This window comes from Pseudomonas brassicacearum, from assembly GCF_003732265.1.
In the GTDB taxonomy this organism is placed as follows: domain Bacteria; phylum Pseudomonadota; class Gammaproteobacteria; order Pseudomonadales; family Pseudomonadaceae; genus Aquipseudomonas; species Aquipseudomonas brassicacearum_D.
Genome location: NZ_MOBK01000014.1, coordinates 112,959 through 131,248, shown reverse-complemented (window position 1 = coordinate 131,248; position 18,290 = coordinate 112,959). Strand labels below are relative to the sequence as shown.

Below are 18,290 nucleotides of genomic sequence, written 5' to 3'. Positions count from 1 at the left end.
TAAAAGCATGGCTGCCTAACGGCAGGCCGTTAACGGCCCGCACACAAAATATCTGACAGTCCCCCTTCGCGAGCAAGCCCGCTCCCACATTAGACCGCATTCCTCTGGAAAAACACGGTTAAATGTGGGAGCGGGCTTGCTCGCGAAGGGGCCCTCAAAGCCACCTTAAATTATCGCTTTGACCCCACGCCCAAACCGCTCCCGATACACCGACGGCGGCACCCCCACCACCCCCCGAAACGCCACCCGAAAACTCTCCACCGACCGATACCCGCACTGCTCGGCAATCTGATCCGTATTCTGCCCGGTGCTCTCCAGCAACTCCCGGGCCCGCGCCAATCGCTCATGCTGCAACCAGGCTTTGGGCGGCATTCCGGTGGCTTCGGTAAACCGGCGCAAAAACGTCCGCTCACTCATTGCCGCTTCACTCGCCAGTTCACGAACCTCCAGCGGTTGGTGCAAGCGTTCCCGGGCCCATTGCATGACGCGTGACACATCGCTGCGCGGTGTCGGGCTGACCGGCGTCGGAATAAACTGCGCCTGGCCACCGGTGCGTTGCGGCGACATCACCAGCCGTCGCGCCACCGTGTTCGCCACTTGCGTACCGAAATCCCGCGCCAACAGGTGCAGACAGGCATCGATGCCTGCCGCGCTGCCGGCCGAGGTGATCAGTTGGCCGGAGTCGACATACAACACCTGCGGGTCCACCAGAATGTGCGGAAAACGCTCCGCCAGTTCAGTGGTGTAACGCCAATGGGTGGTAGCGCCGTGACCGTCGAGCAACCCGGTCGCCGCCAGCACAAACACCCCGGAGCAGATCGACAGCAATCGCGCGCCCCGGGCATGGGCCTTGCGCAAGGCGTCGAGCAAGTGTTCGGGCACCGGCGCGTTACGGTCGCGCCAGCCGGGAATGATGATGGTCCGGGCGTCTGCGAGCAGCTCCATGCCGCCATCGGCCAGTACTTGAATGCCGCCCATGGCGCGCATCGGGCCTTGGTCCACGGCGACAATCCGGTGTTCGTACCACGGGAAGTCGAACTCGGGCCGCGCCAGGCCGAAGATCTCCACGGCGATGCCGAATTCGAAAGTACAGAGGCCGTCGTAGGCCAGAATCGCGACCAAGCCAGGGTTAGGCGGCATTTGGCGGAAAGTTCCCGGTGAGTGTCTTGTGCGCCACTGTAGCGGCAAGTGGCGGGCGGATAAAGTCTTCTCACACCCGCACACACTATGGAGTACAGAACATGACCAGCCTGGTTCGCGAAATCCCCGCCGCCCCTTCGGCCATTGCCTTGATGCATTTCAGTAACCGTCTGACGTTCGAGACCGATTGTTCCGACGTTCACGCCAGTCAGCAGGCCGGCGAGGTGGATTTTGTGCTGGTGGATGTGCGCGGTCCGCTGGCGTTCGAGCGCGGCCATGTGCCGGGCGCGATCAACATTCCGGGGCGATTGCTGACCGCTGAAGGTCTGGCGGCTTACCCGAAAAGCAGTTTATTCGTGGTGTATTGCGCGGGACCGCATTGCAACGGCGCCAACAAGGCCGCGGTGAAACTTGCGGCGCTGGGTTACCCGGTCAAGGAAATGATCGGCGGGGTGACGGGGTGGCTGGATGAAGGGTTTGAGTTGAGCTCGGTGGTGCCTCGTCCGGCGAGCACCGTCATTGGCTGCGAATGCTGAAATTCAAGAAACACAGAACACCTGTGGCGAGGGAGCTTGCTCCCGCTCGGCTGCGCAGCAGTCGTAATCGAGAAGGACGCGGTATGCCTGATGCACTGCGGGTACCGGTTTTGGGGCCGCTCCGCGACCCAGCGGGAGCAAGCTCCCTCGCCACAAAAGCCCTCTCACCGCAAAGCCTCGACTCCAGAAGTTCACCGAAGGGTTGAGGAATCCGCCCACCACCCATCCAGCGTCGCCTGCAACCAGTCATAAACGGCGGCGTAGGCGGCGCTGTCCTGTTCACCCCGAGGCAACGGCGACTCCTTACCAAAGTGCTCATTGAGCATCGCCACCGACGCGGCATTCCACTCCGGATGGAACTGCAGCCCCACCCGCGTCGGGCCCACGCGATACATCTGCTGTTCGCATTGCGCGCTGCTGGCGAGCAATTGCGCGCCAGGCGGCAGATCAATCGCGTCTTCGTGCCACTCCAGCACCTTCAACCGCTGACCATCGGCGAACGTCACCTCAGTCCAGCCGGTTTCGGTTTGATCCATCCGCCGCACCCGTCCGCCCAGACTCAACGCCAGCAACTGCGCCCCCAGGCAAATCGCAAACGCCGGAGCGCCCTGATCCAGGCTACCCGCCAGCCACTGCCGTTCGGCTTCCAGCCACTGTGGCCCGGCATCGGATTCATAAGGCCCACCCAACACAATCACCGCTGTCGCGCTCACGGGCGGCAATTGGCCGAGGTCGGCGCGAAAGACGTTCAGCGTCAACGCTCGGGACGTGGCCCATTCAGCAATCGCCCCCGGACCTTCGGCGGGGTGGTGCTGGATCAGGTTCAATATTGGCATCAGGATTCCCTGTCGTATTTGTGTGTAGGTTTTGCCTGATAAAAGGACTTGTCCTACAGTCTGTGCACCGCCGTGGCGCACACTTCAAGGGGCTCCATCACGCGAGCCACTTTTCTATAAGTATTTGTCGCTTAAACACAATTTGCCCATTTGAAGCCACTCTAGACTGCCGGCCACTTCGGTTTTCACCGGCCGAATGCCAATCGTAAGCTGCCAATAAAAGTCTCCGCACACGGGAGTTATAAATGAAAAAGCTAGTGATGTTCGGTGCCCTGGCACTGTCGATGTTGTCCCTGACCGCTGTGGCCGAAGACGCCAAGCCGATCCGCATCGGTATTGAAGCCGGTTACCCGCCATTCTCGATGAAAACCCCCGACGGCAAACTCACCGGTTTCGACGTCGATATCGGCGACGCGCTGTGTGAGCAGATGAAAGTGAAGTGCACCTGGGTCGAGCAAGAATTCGACGGCCTGATCCCGGCACTGAAAGTGAAGAAAATCGACGCGATCCTGTCGTCCATGACCATCACTGACGACCGCAAGAAGAACGTCGATTTCACCATCAAGTATTACCACACCCCGGCGCGCTTCGTGATGAAGGCCGGCACCGACATCAAAGACCCGCTGACCGAGCTCAAAGGCAAGAAAGTCGGCGTGCTGCGTGCCAGTACCCACGACCGTTTCGCCACCGAAGTGCTGGTGCCGGCCGGCATCGAACTGGTGCGTTACGGCTCGCAGCAGGAAGCCAACCTGGACATGGTCTCTGGCCGCGTTGACGCGCTGCTGGCCGACTCGGTCAACCTGGACGACGGTTTCCTGAAAACCGACGCCGGTAAAGGTTTTGCCTTCGTCGGCCCTGAATACAACGATCCTAAATACTTCGGTGGCGGCGCCGGCATTGCCGTGCGCAAGGGCGATACTGCCCTGGCCGATCAGTTCAACGCTGCTATCACCGAAATCCGCGCCAACGGCAAGTACAAGCAAGTGCAAGACAAGTACTTCAAGTTTGACGTTTACGGCGAGTAATCACGCCGTTTGAAAAAGTGGCAACCGTTGACGCGGTTGCCATTTTTTTTGTGCATTCTCTAGCAACACCGTTCAGGCATCAGGAGTTCACCGTGCAACGCATCGACCATTCACTGCCCTGGAGCCACCTGGGCACCGAACGTACCCTCAGCGTGTTTCGCTACGGCGCGGGCACGCGCAAGGTTTACATCCAGGCCAGCCTGCATGCGGACGAACTGCCGGGCATGCGCACGGCGTGGGAATTGAAGAAACGCCTGGCCGAAATCGAAGCCCAGGGCCAACTGCAAGGCGTGATTGAACTGGTGCCGGTGGCCAACCCGATCGGCCTCGATCAGCACCTGCAAGGCAGCCACATGGGCCGCTTCGAACTGGGCAGCGGCAAGAATTTCAACCGCTCGTTTGTCGAGCTCAGCGCACCGGTGGCCGCGTTGATCGGTGACCGATTGGGCGACGATGCGCCGGCCAACATTGCCCTGATTCGCCAGACCATGGGCCAGGTGCTCGATGGTCTGCCGGCACCGGCCTCGCAACTGGAAGCCATGCACCGTTTGCTGTTGCGCCATGCGTGCGATGCCGACATCACCCTCGATCTACATTGCGATTTCGACGCGGCGATTCATATCTATGCCTTGCCGCAGCACTGGCCGCAATGGCAATCCCTGGCCGCGCGGCTCAAGGCTGGCGTGGCGCTGCTGTGTGAAGATTCCGGCGGCAGCTCGTTCGACGAATCCTGTTCTTCGCCGTGGTTGCGTCTGGCGCGGGCGTTTCCTGAGGCAGCTATTCCCCCGGCCAACCTGGCGACGACGTTGGAGCTGGGCAGCATGGGCGACACGCGGGTGGATCAGGCGCAGGCCAACTGCGAGGCCATCCTCGGCTTCCTGGCCGAGCAGGGTTTTATCAAGGGCGACTGGCCGGAGGCGCCGAGTGAGTGCTGTGAAGGCATGCCGTTCGAAGGCACCGAGTACCTGTTCGCGCCGCATCATGGGGTGGTGAGCTTCTTGCGCGATGCCGGTGAGTGGGTGGAGCGGGGCGATGCACTGTTTGAAGTGGTCGACCCGTTGAATGACCGGGTGACCACCGTGCGCGCCGGGACCAGCGGTGTGTTGTTCGCGATTGATCGCGGGCGGTATACGCAGCCGGGGACGTGGCAGGCGAAAGTGGCGGGGCGTGAGCCGATTCGGGTGGGGAAACTGATCAACGACTGATCCGGAGTCTCTGATGCCTCATAGGCCCCTTCGCGAGCAAGCCCGCTCCCACATTTGACCGAGTCAACACTGATCAAATGTGGGAGCGGGCTTGCTCGCGAAGGCGGCATCAGCAACACCCAAAATCCCGCGGCAGGTTTCACAGTGCTAGGCTCACCCCCGAATCCTGTTTCTTTAAAGGAAGGCCAATGTTGAAATTTCTCGCCCTGCTAACGCTGCTGGCATCCGCCGCGGTCCACGCTCAAACCCCGCTGCAGACCGATCTGCCCCTCAAGTACCTGGAACAAGCCAACCCTGAGTCGCAACACCAGCCACTGGTGATTTTCCTCCACGGTTACGGCAGCAACGAGCAGGACCTGTTCGGCATCAAGGATGATCTGCCCGCGACCTACACCTACTTGTCAGTGCGAGCGCCGATGACCCTGGAAGAGGGCAGCTACCAGTGGTTTACCAAGAAGGGCGAGGGCGCCTATAACGGCAAGACTGGCGATTTGAAGTCCAGCGGCCAGGTGCTGCAGGATTTCATCGCCCAGGCGGCGAAGAAATATCACACCGAACCCGACAAGGTGTTCCTGGTGGGATTCAGCCAGGGCGCGATCATGTCCTACGAAGTGGCGTTGCGTCATCCCGAGGCAGTCGGCGGGATTGCGGCGTTGAGCGGGCGGATTCTGCCGGTGCTCAAATCCGCGCTCAAACCGGATGAAAGTCGCCAGAAACTGGCGATCTTCATCGGTCATGGCAAAGAGGACAACCGCCTGCCGTACAAGGACGGTACAGACGCCGACACCCTGCTGAAAAGCCTGTCCCTCACGCCTGAGTTTCATGGCTACGAAGGACTTGGCCACAACATCAGTGAGGCCGAGATTGTGGATTTGAACGCCTGGCTGCAGCGCCTCAACCCTTGAGGCTTACTTGCCGGTGACGATTTGTTTGATCAGCGTTTCGTGCGCCGCCATGTCACCTGGGCGGGAAATTACCTGAACCACCGCCATGCGGTTACCCGACGCCGCCATCAGCGTGGTGTTGAGGGTCATGCCGCCCCCTTGGGTGGCGGTGCTGTCCACTTGACGCAGCCCCAGGCCTGACGCTTTCTGCGTCAGGCTTTTTTCGCTGAGTTTGTTGAAGTCCGGCAGGGCCTTGCGTTGTGCGGCTTCGAAATCGGCGGCTGTACCGTCGAGAAACGCGCCGTCGTTGTCTTTGACGGTGACGTCGGCCGGCAGATTGTTTTCCGCGGCGATCACTACGGTTTTGGTGGTTTCGTTGGTGTACATGGTGCCGCTGGCGCCTGACGGGCTGGCCGGCAGCGTGTTGGCGGTAAAGCCCTTGGGCAGGGAGAAGGTGAACTTGCCGCCCAGCATCGAGACTTTCTGCGAGGACGAAGGCGCGGTGGCGGTGGCCTTGGCGGCCTGTGCATTCAACGCGCCCAGACTGGCAACCGCCGTCAGCAACAGGACAACGGCTTTTTTACTCAACAGTGACATGCAAAAAACTCCAGGGATGATCGCGCTAAGCGGGCGATCATCCCATGGACGTTGTGAAGCATTCCAGCACGGCGGTGGTTTGGAGTTGGATTTGACCGTCAGGCCTGGTTTTGCGGGAACAGGTTGCGACGGGTTTCTTCGTCGAACTCGGCCTTGAGCACCAGTTTCTCTTTCAAGCCGTGGGCACGTTGAGCGGCCGGGCGGGTGCTGATTTCATCGAACAGGCGCTTGACGTTCGGGTACGCCGCCAGGCCGTTCTCGCCGAGGATGTACGGCGCGTAGTTGGCCCAGCCCCAGAGCGCCATGTCGGCGATGCTGTAGGTGTCGCCAGCGAGGTATTGATGATCGGCCAGGCGCTGGTCGAGTACGCGGTAGTGACGTTCCACTTCTTTAAGGTAGCGGTTTTTCGCGTACGCCAGGTCTTCCGGCGCGTGGTGCAGGAAGTGTACGGCTTGACCCGAGAACGGCGACAGGCCGGTGGCGATGAACATCAGCCACGACAGCATCTCGGCATTACCGGCAGCGGTGGTGGGCAGGAAGTGCTGATGTTTTTGCGCCAGGTGCAGCAGGATCGCCTGGGAGTCGAACACGGTGGCATCGCCGTCAACGAGTGCCGGAACCTTGGCGTTCGGGTTGATCGCCAAAAAGGCTGGCAGGTGTTGCTCGCCCTTGAAGGTGTCGACGCCGATCAATTCGTAAGGCGTTTGCAGTTCTTCAAGCAGCAGGGCAACTTTCATCGGGTTAGGCGAAGGGTGGAAAAAGAATTTCATGGTGTAGGCCTCAGTCGGGTGGGTTGTGAACTGAGGCTGATGTTGAGGGAAACCCGTTCGATTGACGTACGAGGTTGTTGCTTTACTCGTTCGAGGTTATCGAACGTGTTGCGACAGCCTTCTCGGAGGGCCGCGTGGTGGCAATCACCGCACCACCGATGATCAATAGCGCAGGCACGATCAAAATCGGACCGGCCTGGCTGTCGCCCACGGTGATCAACAGCAGTGTGGAAATCAGCGGCGCCAGGTAGGAAAGCGCCCCCAACGTCGCCAGACTGCCGTGCTTGGTGGCGTGGTCCCAGGCCAAAAACGCCAGGCCCACCGGTCCCAGGCCAAGGCAAATGATGGCGGCCCATTGACCGGCATCCGGCCAGACCGTGGTTTCAAACAGCAGATGGCAGATAAGCCCGCCAATGGCCACCAAGCCGCAGACACCGCCGATGGTGTTGCTGGGCACGTCGCTGAAGCGTCGATTGAACACTGAATAAACGGCCCAGATCAGCGCACAGCCAAACGCCGCGAGATACCCGGCCACCGGCATCGCCGCACCCGCCACCGGTGCGTGTTGCTGCATGATGAACGCCGTGCCGGCGAGCCCGAGCAGTGCGCCGAGCATTTGTCGCTTGTGCAGCTTTTCCCCGGCCGAAAACGCTGACAACAACACCAGCAACAGCGGCCAGAGGTAGTTGATCAGGCTGGCTTCGGCGGCCGGCGCGGCTTTGAGGGCGAAAAAATACAGTGCGTGATAGACGAAGATTCCGCTGAACCCGGTCGCCCAAACGGCCCAGGGTTGTCGCCAGCTGCTGAAACCGGCGATGCCGCGTCGCCCCAGAATGACCACGCTCGCCGCGAAGGCCACGCCGAAACCGAGCGCCATCAGCTGAAAGGGCGGAATGCCTTGGGTGAGGGTAGTCAGCAGCGCGAGGCAGGACCAGAGGAATATGGCGACAACGCCCACGGCGGTGGCTGAGCGGGCAGAGCGCACGGGGAGCGTGGCGTGTTTCATGTCTGGTCCTTCAGCACGGTGAACGGGCGACATCCTGGCCCGCAACTGTGAAGGAGCTTAGCGGTTGATCGCGGATCGTCCAGGCTCGGTCGTCGGGCTGACCGGGCGCGCCAGCAATTGCCGAGTGACCCCGAGCATCGCCACGGACACCGCGACGCCGAGGGCAAACGCAGTCAGCCCCATAGGTGGTAACGCCAACGCCAATACCAGACAAAACGCCGCGAACGAATACATGCCGGTTGCCGTGGCGCGCAGCAACGCGGCGGTAAATGCCGGGCCGCGTGTTTGCTGGGAAAACACCGCCATCACGCTGCCCAACACCGGGAACACCGCGAGCAAGCCGCTCCAGCGTTCGCCGACGGTGCTCGCCAGCAACGTGACCGCGAGGGTGAGCAGGGCGCCGGCCATCATGCGCAGCAGCAATTTATCGGACTTCGGCGCCGGGCCGGACACCAGTGGCTGTACCTTGGGAAACAGGTAAGGCGCGGCGAGCAGCGCCGTCGCCGCGGCGATCACCGAGAACACCAGGGACGGCGGGATCAGCGACAGGATGACCGCTGCCAAGGCCCAGACGGACAGCGACACCAGCAGCGCCAACGGCCAACCGGCGCGCTGGGCAACCTGGGCATAGGTCACGCAGAAGGCAATCATCGCGAACATCGCCGACAACGCGGCCGTCGCCGATTGGGCGGCAAACTCTTCGCCTTGCTCGATGGCGAGGAAGAACAGGATCGGCCCGACCACCACCGGCAACCCGGACAGCCAACCGGCCACGCTCGGACCCCAGCGTTTACCGGCCAGGGAAATCAGCAACAGAAATCCGGGAATTACCAGCAGTTTGAGCATCAGCACGCACGCGTCTCCTTCCTGAGAGAGGCGGCAACGTTAGCATCGTGCGCGATGAATTGCTCTATAGATTGGCGGGTTTTGTATACAAAGCCGCCGCCCCTTGGGTGTGCCGGGCGAAGCGTCTAAGCTGCTCCCTTTCACCTGTTTCTGGATGTGTATGTGAAATTCAGTCTACCCAAAATCGCCACGGCGCCGTTCTGCCCGCCGGAAGTGGCCGGCACCGTTCCCGTTGATCCGCGCGCATCGTTCTTCAAACGGGTGCTGAGCTTTGCCGGGCCGGGTTTGCTGGTGTCCATCGGCTATATGGACCCGGGCAACTGGGCGACTGCCATTGAGGCCGGTTCGCGCTTTGGCTACAGCCTGTTGTTTGTGGTGTTGTTGGCGAGTCTGGCGGGGATGGTGGTGCAGTGCTTGTGTTCGCGTCTGGGCATCGCCACCGGGCGTGATCTGGCGCAGTTGTCCCGCGAGCGCTACAGCACGCGCACGGCACGCACGCAGTGGGTGTTGGCGGAAATCTCGATCATTGCCACCGACCTTGCCGAAGTGCTCGGTTGTGCCTTGGCCTTCCATCTGTTGCTCGGGTGTTCACTGACGTTCGGCATCGCCTTGACCGCGTTCGACACGCTGCTGGTGCTGGCCCTGCAAAACCGTGGTTTCCGTCGCCTGGAAGCGATCATGCTGGTGCTGGTGAGCACCATCGGCGTGTGTTTTTTCGTCGAATTGCTGCTGATCAAACCTTACTGGCCGGACGTGGCGCGCGGCTTCACGCCGTCACTGTCCGAGATTGGCGATGCCGCGCCGCTGTACCTGGCCATCGGCATTCTCGGGGCCACGGTGATGCCGCATAACCTGTACCTGCACACCTCGATCGTGCAGACCCGAATGATCGGCAAGGACCTGGCGAGCAAGCAGGACGCGGTGAACCTGGCGCGTATCGACACCATCGGTTCGCTGGCGTTGGCGCTGCTGGTGAACGCGGCGATCCTGATTCTCGCGGCGGCCGCGTTCCACAAGACCGGGCATACCGATGTGGTGGACATCCAGGATGCCTATCACTTGCTGGATCCGCTGGTGGGTGGGGCGTTGGCCAGCGTGTTGTTCGGCGTGGCGTTGCTGGCATCTGGGCAGAGTTCGACCTTTACCGGGACCATCGCCGGGCAGGTGATCATGGAGGGGTTCCTGAACCTGCGGATTCCGTGCTGGCAACGGCGCTTGATCACCCGGGGGCTGGCGCTGATTCCGGCGTTCATCGGCGTCTGGCTGATGGGTGACAGTGCGATTGGCAAGTTGCTGGTGCTGAGTCAGGTGGTGTTGAGTCTGCAATTGCCGTTTGCGTTGTACCCGTTGATTCGCATGACCAACGATCACACGTTGATGGGGACGTTTGTGAATCGCTGGCCGACGCGAGTGTTGGCGTGGGGATTGTTTGTGGTGATCAGTGGAGCGAATAGCTGGTTGATCTTGCAGTTTCTGGGGTGACCGGGCTGGCCCTGCTCGCGATGAACGATGACTCGGTTTATTGCTGGAAAGCCTCAACCACAAAGTCAATAAACACCCGTGTCTTGGCCGGCATCAGCGTCCGGCTCGGGTAGTACAGCGAAATCGGTCCCGCATCCGCGTGCCAGTCGGGCAGCAAGCGCACCAGTTCGCCACGCTGGAGGTGGGCGCTCACGTCCGGCAACACCAGCAGCGTCACACCCAAACCGAGCAGGGCCGCTTCGCGCATGGCCGCCGGGTCATTGAGCACGATGGTTTCGTTCAGACTGACCGGCGCTTCATGACCCGCGCCATCCTGCATGACCCACTGACGAATCCGCCCGGTGCGACTGCCGCGCATCACGATGCCGTTGAATCGGGACAACTGTGTCGGATCGTCGGGTAACGCTCGTCCCGCCAGATAAGCGGGAGACGCCACCGCCACCACATCCGCCGCGGCCAGCGTGCGCGAGACCACACCGGGTGTCAGTTCGAAGCCGCCGCCGATGGCCGCGTCGTAGCCTTCGGCAATCAAATCCACGGGGCGGTTTTCGAAGTGCCATTCCGGTTTGATCAATGGATAACGCTCAAGAAAGGCCGGCAGCAATGGCAGCACATGGCCGATACCAAACGTCGGTGCGAGGCTGACTTTGAGCACGCCGGCAGGCTCGCCCCGGTCGCTGCTCACTGCATTGATCGCCGCCTGCAACGCCTCCAGATTGCCGCCAATGCTTGCCAAAAATCCCTCGCCGGCCTCGGTCAGCGACAGCTTGCGGGTCGAGCGCTGGAACAGCCGCACACCGATGTTTCGCTCAAGCATCGCCACGTTACGACTGACAGCAGCGGGCGTCAGCGCCAGCAAGCGTGCCGCCGCGGAAAAGCTGCCGGTTTCGGCGCTACGCACAAAGGATTCAAGATTGGCGAGGGTTTCCATGAGCGACACCTGCTAGTAATGCTTGAAAATCATTCAAGGCATTACCGGCTAATCAAGCGCTAATGGCAAGCGCAGTATTCACGCCAACGACAACCCCCTCGGAGTGAATATTCATGAGCACTATCGGAATTATCGGCGCCGGTGCCATCGGCGCAGCCTTTGCCAGAGCCCTCTCGCGTCAAGGCATCGAACTGGTCATTGCCAACAGCCGCGGACCGCAAACCCTGGCTTCGCTGGTAGAAGAACTCGGGCCGACGGCACGTGCCGGCACCCGCGAAGAAGCGGCCGCGCAGCCGATTGTACTGATCGCGGTGAACTGGTCGAAGTTGCCGACCGCGCTGGGCGGCCTGCCGGATTTCGGCGGTCGGATTGTCATTGATGCAAACAACTCGATTGAAGCGCCGTTGTTCAAGGCCGTTGATCTGAACGGGCGGATGTCTAGCGAGGTGTTTGCCGAATGGGTGCCCGGTGCGCGGGTAGTGAAGGCGTTCAATCACCTTCCAGCGCGTTTTCTGGAAAGCGATCCGGCAGCGGAGGGCGGGCGGCGGGTGCTGTTTCTCTCGGGTGATGATGCCGATGCGAAAGCTCAAGTGGCGGCGCTGATCGAACAGCTGGGCTTCTTCGGGATTGATCTTGGGGAGTTGAGTATCGGGGCGCGGCTGACGCAGTTTCCAGGCGGCCCGCTGCCGTTGCAGAATCTGGTGAAATTTGCCTGACGGCAGGTAAAAGAACCCGGTGCATCTGATGCCAGTCAGTTCATGTAGGCACTGACTAGCTGTGGCCAGAGTGTTTTTTGTGGCGAGGGGGCTTGCCCCCGTTGGAGTGCGAAGCGCTCCCCCAAAATTTTCGACCAATACCGACATTTTGGGGGTTGCTGCGCAACCCAACGGGGGCAAGCCCCCTCGCCACAGAAGCACCGGGGGTGTTGCCAGGCTGCAGCGGATCTTCGTGGGTCCCCGCGCAGTCTGATGAACGCTTTACGCTCGTTCGATCGCCAATGCCACGCCCTGACCACCGCCGATGCACAGGGTGGCGAGGCCTTTCTTGGCGTCACGCTTGATCATTTCATGCAGCAAGGTCACCAGCACGCGGCAGCCCGATGCACCGATCGGGTGGCCCAGGGCGATGGCGCCGCCGTTGACATTGACCTTGTTCAAGTCCCATTCCAGGTCCTTGGCCACCGCCAGCGATTGTGCGGCGAAGGCTTCGTTGGCTTCGATCAGGTCGAGTTGGTCGATGGACCAACCGGCCTTGCTCAGGCAACGGCGCGTGGCCGATACCGGGCCGATGCCCATGATCGCCGGGTCTACGCCGGCATTGGCGTAAGCAGCGATTGTCGCCAGCACGGGCAGACCGAGGGCCTTGGCCTTGTCGGCGCTCATCAGGATCACGGCAGCGGCGCCGTCGTTCAGCGACGATGCGTTGCCGGCGGTCACCGAACCGTCCTTCTTGAACGCCGGTTTCAGCTTGCCCAGCGCTTCAGCGGTGGTGCCGGCGCGCGGCTGTTCATCGGTGGCGAAGGACAGCGGATCGCCCTTGCGCTGAGGAATCAGGATCGGCGTGATCTCATCGACAAAACGCCCGGCTTCGATGGCGGCCGTGGCTTTTTGCTGGGAGGCCGCGGCGAAGGCGTCCTGTTGCTCGCGGGTCAGGTTGTACTTCTCAGCCAGGTTCTCGGCGGTGATGCCCATGTGGTAATCGTTGAACGCATCCCACAGGCCGTCGCTGATCATGGTGTCGACGATTTGCGCGTGACCCATGCGCAGACCGGTGCGAGCGCCCGGCATCACGTAGTTGGACAGGCTCATGTTTTCCTGGCCGCCGGCAATGATCACGTCGGCATCGCCGCAGCGAATCGCCTGGGTGGCCAGGTGCAGGGCCTTGAGGCCCGAACCGCAGACCTTGTTCAGGGTCATGGCCGGCACGGTGAACGGCAGGCCGGCCTTGATCGCGGACTGGCGCGCAGGGTTTTGCCCGGCACCGGCGGTCAGGACCTGGCCCATGATCACTTCATCGACTTCAGCCGGGTTCAGGCCGGTTTGCGTCAGCAGCTGACGGATCACCGCCGCGCCGAGGTCAACCGCGGAAACGCCGGCCAGAGAGCCCTGGAAACTGCCGATGGCAGTGCGGGTGGCGGCGACAATGACGACGTCTTGCATGGGGGAATTCCTCACTGGTCAGCGAACTGCATTTCTGGAACATGATCGGGAACGATCAGTTTACCCGCAGTCTTGGCGACGATCTCTTCGACGCTGACGCCAGGTGCGCGTTCCTTGAGGACAAATGCGCCATTTTCGATTTCCAGGTAAGCCAGGTCGGTCAATACGCGCTTGATGCACCCGGCGCCGGTCAGCGGCAGGCTGCATTGCTCCAGCAGCTTGGACTCACCGTCCTTGGACGCGTGGGTCATGATGACGATGATGTTGTCAGCACCCGCCACCAGGTCCATGGCGCCGCCCATGCCCTTGACCAGTTTGCCGGGAATCATCCACGAGGCGATGTTGCCTTGCACGTCGACTTCAAAGGCGCCCAGCACGGTCAGGTCGACATGGCCACCACGGATCATGGCGAAGGACTCGGCCGAGGAGAAAATCGACGCGCCGGTGCGTGCGGTCACGGTTTGTTTGCCGGCGTTGATCATGTCGGCGTCGATGGTTTCTTCGGTAGGAAAAGGACCCATGCCGAGCAGGCCGTTTTCCGACTGCAGCATGACTTCCATGCCTTCAGGGATGTAGTTGGCGACCAGGGTCGGGATGCCGATGCCCAGGTTGACGTAGAAGCCGTCCTGCATTTCGCGGGCGACGCGTTGAGCCATTTGTTCGCGGGAAAGTGCCATTGTTGTTATTCCTTCATTCGGTCCGGGGGCAGGGGATCACTTACGGATGGTGCGCTGTTCGATGCGCTTCTCGAACGTGCCGCAGATGATCCGGTCGACGTAGATGCCTGGGGTGTGGATCTGCGCCGGGTCCAGCTCGCCGGGTTCGACGATTTCTTCGACTTCGACCACGGTGATCTTGCCGGCGGTGGCGGCCAGCGGGTTGAAGTTCTGGGCGGTGTGACGATAGATCACGTTACCGAAATGGTCGGCTTTCCAGCCTTTGACGATGGCGAAGTCACCGGTGATGGACTCTTCCATCAGGTACTTGCGGCCATGGAATTCGCGGACTTCCTTGCCGTCGGCAACCGGGGTGCCAACGCCAGTCGCGGTGAAGAACGCCGGGATGCCGGCACCGCCAGCGCGCATTTTTTCAGCGAGGGTGCCTTGGGGGGTCAGGACGACTTCGATTTCGCCCTTGAGCAGTTGCTCTTCGAACAGCTTGTTTTCGCCGACGTAGGAGGCCACCACCTTGCTGATCTGGCGGTCGGTCAGCAGAACGCCGAGGCCGAAACCGTCGACGCCGCAGTTGTTGGAAACCACGGTGAGGTCGCGGGTGCCTTTGCGTTTGATCTCGTTGATCAGGTTTTCCGGGATCCCGCACAGGCCGAAGCCGCCAGCGATCACGGTCATGCCGTCTTCCAGACCTGCCAGAGCTTCCTCGTAGGAACTCACGCGCTTGTCGAAACCTGCCATATGCACCTCTTTTATTCTTTGTGGGCGGCTGGCTAGCCGAATGAAGGGGAGTGTCTCGCTGTTGTATTCATTTGTTAAGTTGATTTTTAAGGTGGATTGATAGATAAAACTCACCAATCGCCGCTTCAATCTTGCCGCTTGAAGCTTATAACTTACCGCTGGAGCAAAGCGACCATGACAGTCAAGCAGATCCGCGCCTTCCTGGCGGTGGCCCAGAGCCTGAGTTTTGCCGTGGCTTGCGAGCGCTTGCACCTGTCGCAATCGGCATTGAGCCTGACCATCAAGGCGCTGGAAGAGGGCCTAGGCGGGCGCCTGTTCACCCGCAACACGCGCAACGTGGCGCTGACCGCCGAAGGCGAATCGCTGGTGCCGCTGGCCCGCCGCTTGATCGCCGATTGGGACAATGCCGAGGACGAACTGCGCCAGCGCTTCACCCTCCAGCGCGGTCGCGTGACCCTGGCGGCCATGCCGTCGTTTGCCGGCAACCTGCTGCCGCCGATCCTCAAGACCTTCCGTGCGCGTTATCCGAAGGTCAATGTCACGGTGAATGACGTGATCAACGAGCAAGTGCTGGAAATGGTTCGTGACCGCCAGGTTGAACTGGGTGTGGCGTTTGAGCCGACGCAGAGTTCGTCGCTGGCGTTCACGCCGCTGTACATGGACCGCTTCGTGGCCATTGTGCCGAAGGATTCGCCGCTGACCGAACATGATGATATCGATTGGCAGATGCTGCTCAAGGAGCCGTTCATTACCTTGCAGCGCCCGTCGACGGTGCGGGTGATGCTGGAGGAACACTTGCAGGCACAGGGGATGAAATTGCCGGTGGAGTTTGAAAGTCATCAGTTGGCAACGGTTGGCAGAATGGTTGCCAGTGGATTGGGTGTGAGCGCGGTGCCGGCGTTGTGCGCAGGGCAGATGCAAGAACTCGGTGCGCGCTGCATTACCCTGCGTGATCCGGTGGTGGAGCGGACCATTGGTGTATTGACCCAGCCTGGGGTCGAACTGTCGGCGGCGGCGCAGGCGTTGTTCGATATCCTCAAGGAAGAGCTCGGCCAACCCCTCTCCGCGCACTGATCACCGGCCGATAGCCAACACAAATCTAATGTAGGAGCGGGCTTGCTCGCGAAGGCGGTGTATCAATCAGCATCAATATCGACTGACCCACCGCCTTCGCGAGCAAGCCCGCTCCCACACTTGATTGAGTCTTCGTCAGTTGTTAAGTGTTCAGGCGCTGGGCCAGCAGCGGCAAAAGCTGTTCACACGAGCCTTCAATCTTCAGATCCAGCATGTCATCCGCCCGTGTCTTCCCCAGATTCATCGCAATCAACGGCTTCCCTTGATCCGCCACCGCCCGGCACAGCCGAAACGCGGAGTACGCCATCAACGACGACCCGACCACCAACAACCCCGCAGCCTTTTCCACCGCTGCCATCGCCCTGGCCGCCGTTGCCTGCGCCACGTTCTCGCCAAAAAACACCACGTCCGGTTTCATCCGCTCACCCTTGCAATGCGGGCATTGTGGCACCTGAAATCGCGCTTCGAATGCCGCATCCAGCAAGGTGTCGCCATCCGGCGCCTGTACCGCATCGACCCCGGCGAGGTAAGGATTCTGCGCTTCCATCAATCGCTGAATGACATCCCGCTCGGTGTGTGTCCCGCAATCCAGGCACAGCACCCGGTGCAGGCTGCCGTGCAGTTCGATCACATCGTGACTGCCGGCCTGATCGTGCAGGGTGTCGACGTTCTGGGTGATCAGGCCGCTGATCTGCTGCTTGCTTTGCAGGCTGGCCAGCGCCTCGTGCGCGACATTCGGTTGCGCCAGACGCACACGCGGCCAGCCGAGCATGGCCCGCGCCCAGTAGCGTCGCCGCGATTGCGGGGCGGAGAGAAATTCCTGGTACATCATCGGTTGTCGGCCGCGGCGAACGCCCTGGTTATCGCGGTAGTCCGGGATGCCCGACGGGGTGCTGATGCCGGCGCCGGTCAGCACCACGAACGGCTGTTCAGCCATGAGCTGCCGAAGCCGCTCGAGTTGTTCGCGCAGGACGCTGTCGAGCATGTTCAACACTCCGGGGAAGGCCTTGAGTGTGTGCAGCGTAGCAGACCGATCACCCGGACAGCGCGTCTGTCCGGGGGATGATCGAGGCTTATTTACGCGCTTCCAGAATCAGGTTGAACGGTGTTTCGGTGGCGCGCCTGAATGACTTGAATCCCGCCTCGGTGAATACCTTGCGCAACCGCGCTTCACCGGCCTGGGCGCCGAGCCCGAGGCCGACTTCCTGAGACAGCGAGTTCGGCGTGCAGATGAACGTCGAGGCCGCATAGAACAACCGTCCCACCGGGGTGATGTTGTCGTCGAGCGAGTCGTTGGCGAACGGTTCCACCAGCAACACGGTGCCGTCCGGTTTCAGTGATTCATAGGCATGTTTGGCCGCGCCCACCGGGTCGCCCATGTCGTGCAGGCAGTCGAAGTAGCAGACCAGGTCATAGTCGTCGCCGGGGTAGCTCTTGGCGGTGCCCTGGAAGAACCGGGCCCGACCGGACACGCCGCCTTCTTCGGCACGTTGGGTGGCAACGGTGACGGAGGGCGCGTGATAGTCGAAACCGACAAACCGCGAGTCCGGGAACGCCTGGGCCATGATCACCGTCGACGCGCCATGCCCGCAGCCGATGTCCGCGACTTTCGCGCCGGCCTCCAGTTTGGCCACCACGCCATCCAGGGCCGGCAGCCACTCGGCGATCAGGTGCGCTTTGTAACCGGGGCGGAAAAACCGTTCGGTGCCGCTGAACATGCACGGATGGTGATCGCCCCAAGGAAGGGCGCCGTCGCCGCGCATGGCTTTGACCAGTTTGTCCTTGTCATGGAAAAACGACGCGACCACGCCGATACCGCCGGCGACGTAGACCGGTGAGTCTTCGATGGCCAGGGCCAGGGCTTGTTCTTCGGGCAGGCGGAACTGGCCGTCGCGGTGTTCCATGTAACCGGACGCCGCGTGGGCGCTGAGCCATTCGCGCACCAGACGGGGGTTGCAGCCGGTTTTTTCGGCGAGCGTCTCGGGGCTGATCGGCTGACTGTCGGCCATGGCCCGGTACAGGCCGAGTTCTTCGCCGAGGATGACATTGGCAAGCATCGCCGCGCCGCCCATGTCGTTTACCAGTTTGCCCATGAAATCATTGAGTCTGGCCTCGTCCATCACGTGTGCTCCTTTGACAGGATCACGGTCCAGAGGGCTTGTTTTTCGAGGCGTTCGGCTCTGGGCGGTGGTCGTGGAAATGAACAGGACGCCCATGCACGTCCTGGGTGCACTAAGTTTAGTTCGTGACCCGCGTGCTGCGGGCTGGAGCGACGAAAGCCCCATTCCCTGATCGACACAGAACCCCTGTGGGAGCGGGCTTGCTCGCGAAGGCGGTGTGTCAGTCACCATAAATATCGACTGACGCACCGCCTTCGCGAGCAAGCC

At 61.4% G+C, this 18,290-nt stretch carries 19 protein-coding genes; 7 read left to right on the top strand and 12 right to left on the bottom strand.

Annotated elements, in window-relative coordinates; all coding sequences use genetic code 11:
* Positions 1-165: 165 nt before the first annotated feature.
* Entirely contained in the window at positions 166-1,140 is a 975-nt protein-coding gene (gene ftrA / locus BK660_RS28430) for a transcriptional regulator FtrA (RefSeq protein ID WP_123436149.1), read from the bottom strand.
* Positions 1,141-1,241: 101 nt separating this feature from the next.
* On the opposite strand from ftrA, the gene BK660_RS28425 reads away from it, so the two are divergent.
* A complete protein-coding gene (locus tag BK660_RS28425) occupies positions 1,242-1,676 on the top strand; it encodes a rhodanese-like domain-containing protein (RefSeq protein ID WP_123436148.1) in 435 nt (144 codons plus the stop codon).
* A gap of 191 nt (positions 1,677-1,867) precedes the next feature.
* On the opposite strand, the gene BK660_RS28420 is transcribed toward BK660_RS28425, so the two are convergent.
* A complete protein-coding gene (locus BK660_RS28420; protein WP_123436147.1) occupies positions 1,868-2,512 on the bottom strand; it encodes a type 1 glutamine amidotransferase in 645 nt (214 codons plus the stop codon).
* Positions 2,513-2,757: 245 nt separating this feature from the next.
* On the opposite strand from BK660_RS28420, the gene BK660_RS28415 reads away from it, so the two are divergent.
* The 3 genes from BK660_RS28415 (at position 2,758) to BK660_RS28405 (ending at position 5,647) form a co-directional block, all read left to right on the top strand.
* Complete coding sequence (locus BK660_RS28415) at positions 2,758-3,537, top strand: ABC transporter substrate-binding protein (protein WP_123436146.1); 780 nt, start codon at positions 2,758-2,760, stop codon at positions 3,535-3,537.
* Positions 3,538-3,629: 92 nt separating this feature from the next.
* Positions 3,630-4,742 (top strand): succinylglutamate desuccinylase/aspartoacylase family protein, encoded by a 1,113-nt coding sequence (locus BK660_RS28410; RefSeq protein WP_123436145.1) that lies wholly within the window; start codon positions 3,630-3,632, stop codon positions 4,740-4,742.
* 188 nt (positions 4,743-4,930) lie between these two features.
* Complete coding sequence (locus tag BK660_RS28405; protein WP_123436144.1) at positions 4,931-5,647, top strand: alpha/beta hydrolase; 717 nt, start codon at positions 4,931-4,933, stop codon at positions 5,645-5,647.
* Between the two features lie 3 nt (positions 5,648-5,650).
* Here the strand turns inward: BK660_RS28405 and BK660_RS28400 are convergent, their stop codons facing one another.
* The 4 genes from BK660_RS28400 to BK660_RS28385 all read right to left on the bottom strand — a co-directional run bounded on the left by BK660_RS28400 (position 5,651) and on the right by BK660_RS28385 (position 8,851).
* Complete coding sequence (locus BK660_RS28400) at positions 5,651-6,223, bottom strand: DcrB/PsbP domain-containing protein (RefSeq protein WP_123436143.1); 573 nt, start codon at positions 6,221-6,223, stop codon at positions 5,651-5,653.
* A gap of 98 nt (positions 6,224-6,321) precedes the next feature.
* Positions 6,322-6,993 carry a glutathione S-transferase family protein gene (locus tag BK660_RS28395; protein WP_123436142.1) on the bottom strand — a complete coding sequence of 224 codons (672 nt, stop codon included), beginning with the start codon at positions 6,991-6,993 and terminating at the stop codon, positions 6,322-6,324.
* An 82-nt stretch (positions 6,994-7,075) separates the two neighbouring features.
* Entirely contained in the window at positions 7,076-7,999 is a 924-nt protein-coding gene (yddG, locus tag BK660_RS28390; RefSeq protein WP_123436141.1) for an aromatic amino acid exporter YddG, read from the bottom strand.
* A 57-nt stretch (positions 8,000-8,056) separates the two neighbouring features.
* On the bottom strand, positions 8,057-8,851 hold the full coding sequence (locus BK660_RS28385; protein WP_123436140.1) for a hypothetical protein: 795 nt from the start codon (positions 8,849-8,851) through the stop codon (positions 8,057-8,059).
* Between the two features lie 177 nt (positions 8,852-9,028).
* Here BK660_RS28385 and BK660_RS28380 point away from each other — a divergent pair, with 177 nt between their 5' ends.
* A complete protein-coding gene (locus BK660_RS28380) occupies positions 9,029-10,327 on the top strand; it encodes an Nramp family divalent metal transporter (RefSeq protein ID WP_473087014.1) in 1,299 nt (432 codons plus the stop codon).
* A gap of 37 nt (positions 10,328-10,364) precedes the next feature.
* Here the strand turns inward: BK660_RS28380 and BK660_RS28375 are convergent, their stop codons facing one another.
* Positions 10,365-11,258, bottom strand: a complete 894-nt coding sequence (locus tag BK660_RS28375; RefSeq protein WP_123436138.1) for a LysR family transcriptional regulator — start codon at positions 11,256-11,258, stop codon at positions 10,365-10,367.
* Positions 11,259-11,371: 113 nt separating this feature from the next.
* On the opposite strand from BK660_RS28375, the gene BK660_RS28370 reads away from it, so the two are divergent.
* Complete coding sequence (locus BK660_RS28370; protein WP_123436137.1) at positions 11,372-11,974, top strand: NADPH-dependent F420 reductase; 603 nt, start codon at positions 11,372-11,374, stop codon at positions 11,972-11,974.
* 261 nt (positions 11,975-12,235) lie between these two features.
* Here BK660_RS28370 and BK660_RS28360 read toward each other — a convergent pair whose 3' ends face one another.
* The 3 genes from BK660_RS28360 to BK660_RS28350 are packed head-to-tail and all read right to left on the bottom strand — an operon-like array spanning position 12,236 to position 14,829.
* Positions 12,236-13,417 carry an acetyl-CoA C-acetyltransferase gene (locus BK660_RS28360; RefSeq protein WP_123436136.1) on the bottom strand — a complete coding sequence of 394 codons (1,182 nt, stop codon included), beginning with the start codon at positions 13,415-13,417 and terminating at the stop codon, positions 12,236-12,238.
* Positions 13,418-13,428: 11 nt separating this feature from the next.
* Positions 13,429-14,094, bottom strand: coding sequence for a CoA transferase subunit B (locus BK660_RS28355; protein ID WP_123436135.1), 666 nt, complete (start codon positions 14,092-14,094; stop codon positions 13,429-13,431).
* A gap of 36 nt (positions 14,095-14,130) precedes the next feature.
* Complete coding sequence (locus BK660_RS28350; RefSeq protein ID WP_027925230.1) at positions 14,131-14,829, bottom strand: CoA transferase subunit A; 699 nt, start codon at positions 14,827-14,829, stop codon at positions 14,131-14,133.
* Positions 14,830-15,003: 174 nt separating this feature from the next.
* On the opposite strand from BK660_RS28350, the gene BK660_RS28345 reads away from it, so the two are divergent.
* Positions 15,004-15,903, top strand: coding sequence for a LysR family transcriptional regulator (locus tag BK660_RS28345; RefSeq protein ID WP_123436134.1), 900 nt, complete (start codon positions 15,004-15,006; stop codon positions 15,901-15,903).
* Positions 15,904-16,045: 142 nt separating this feature from the next.
* On the opposite strand, the gene BK660_RS28340 is transcribed toward BK660_RS28345, so the two are convergent.
* Entirely contained in the window at positions 16,046-16,888 is an 843-nt protein-coding gene (locus tag BK660_RS28340) for an NAD-dependent protein deacetylase (protein ID WP_123436133.1), read from the bottom strand.
* 88 nt (positions 16,889-16,976) lie between these two features.
* Positions 16,977-18,023, bottom strand: a complete 1,047-nt coding sequence (locus tag BK660_RS28335; RefSeq protein ID WP_123436132.1) for a class I SAM-dependent methyltransferase — start codon at positions 18,021-18,023, stop codon at positions 16,977-16,979.
* Positions 18,024-18,290 lie beyond the last annotated feature (267 nt).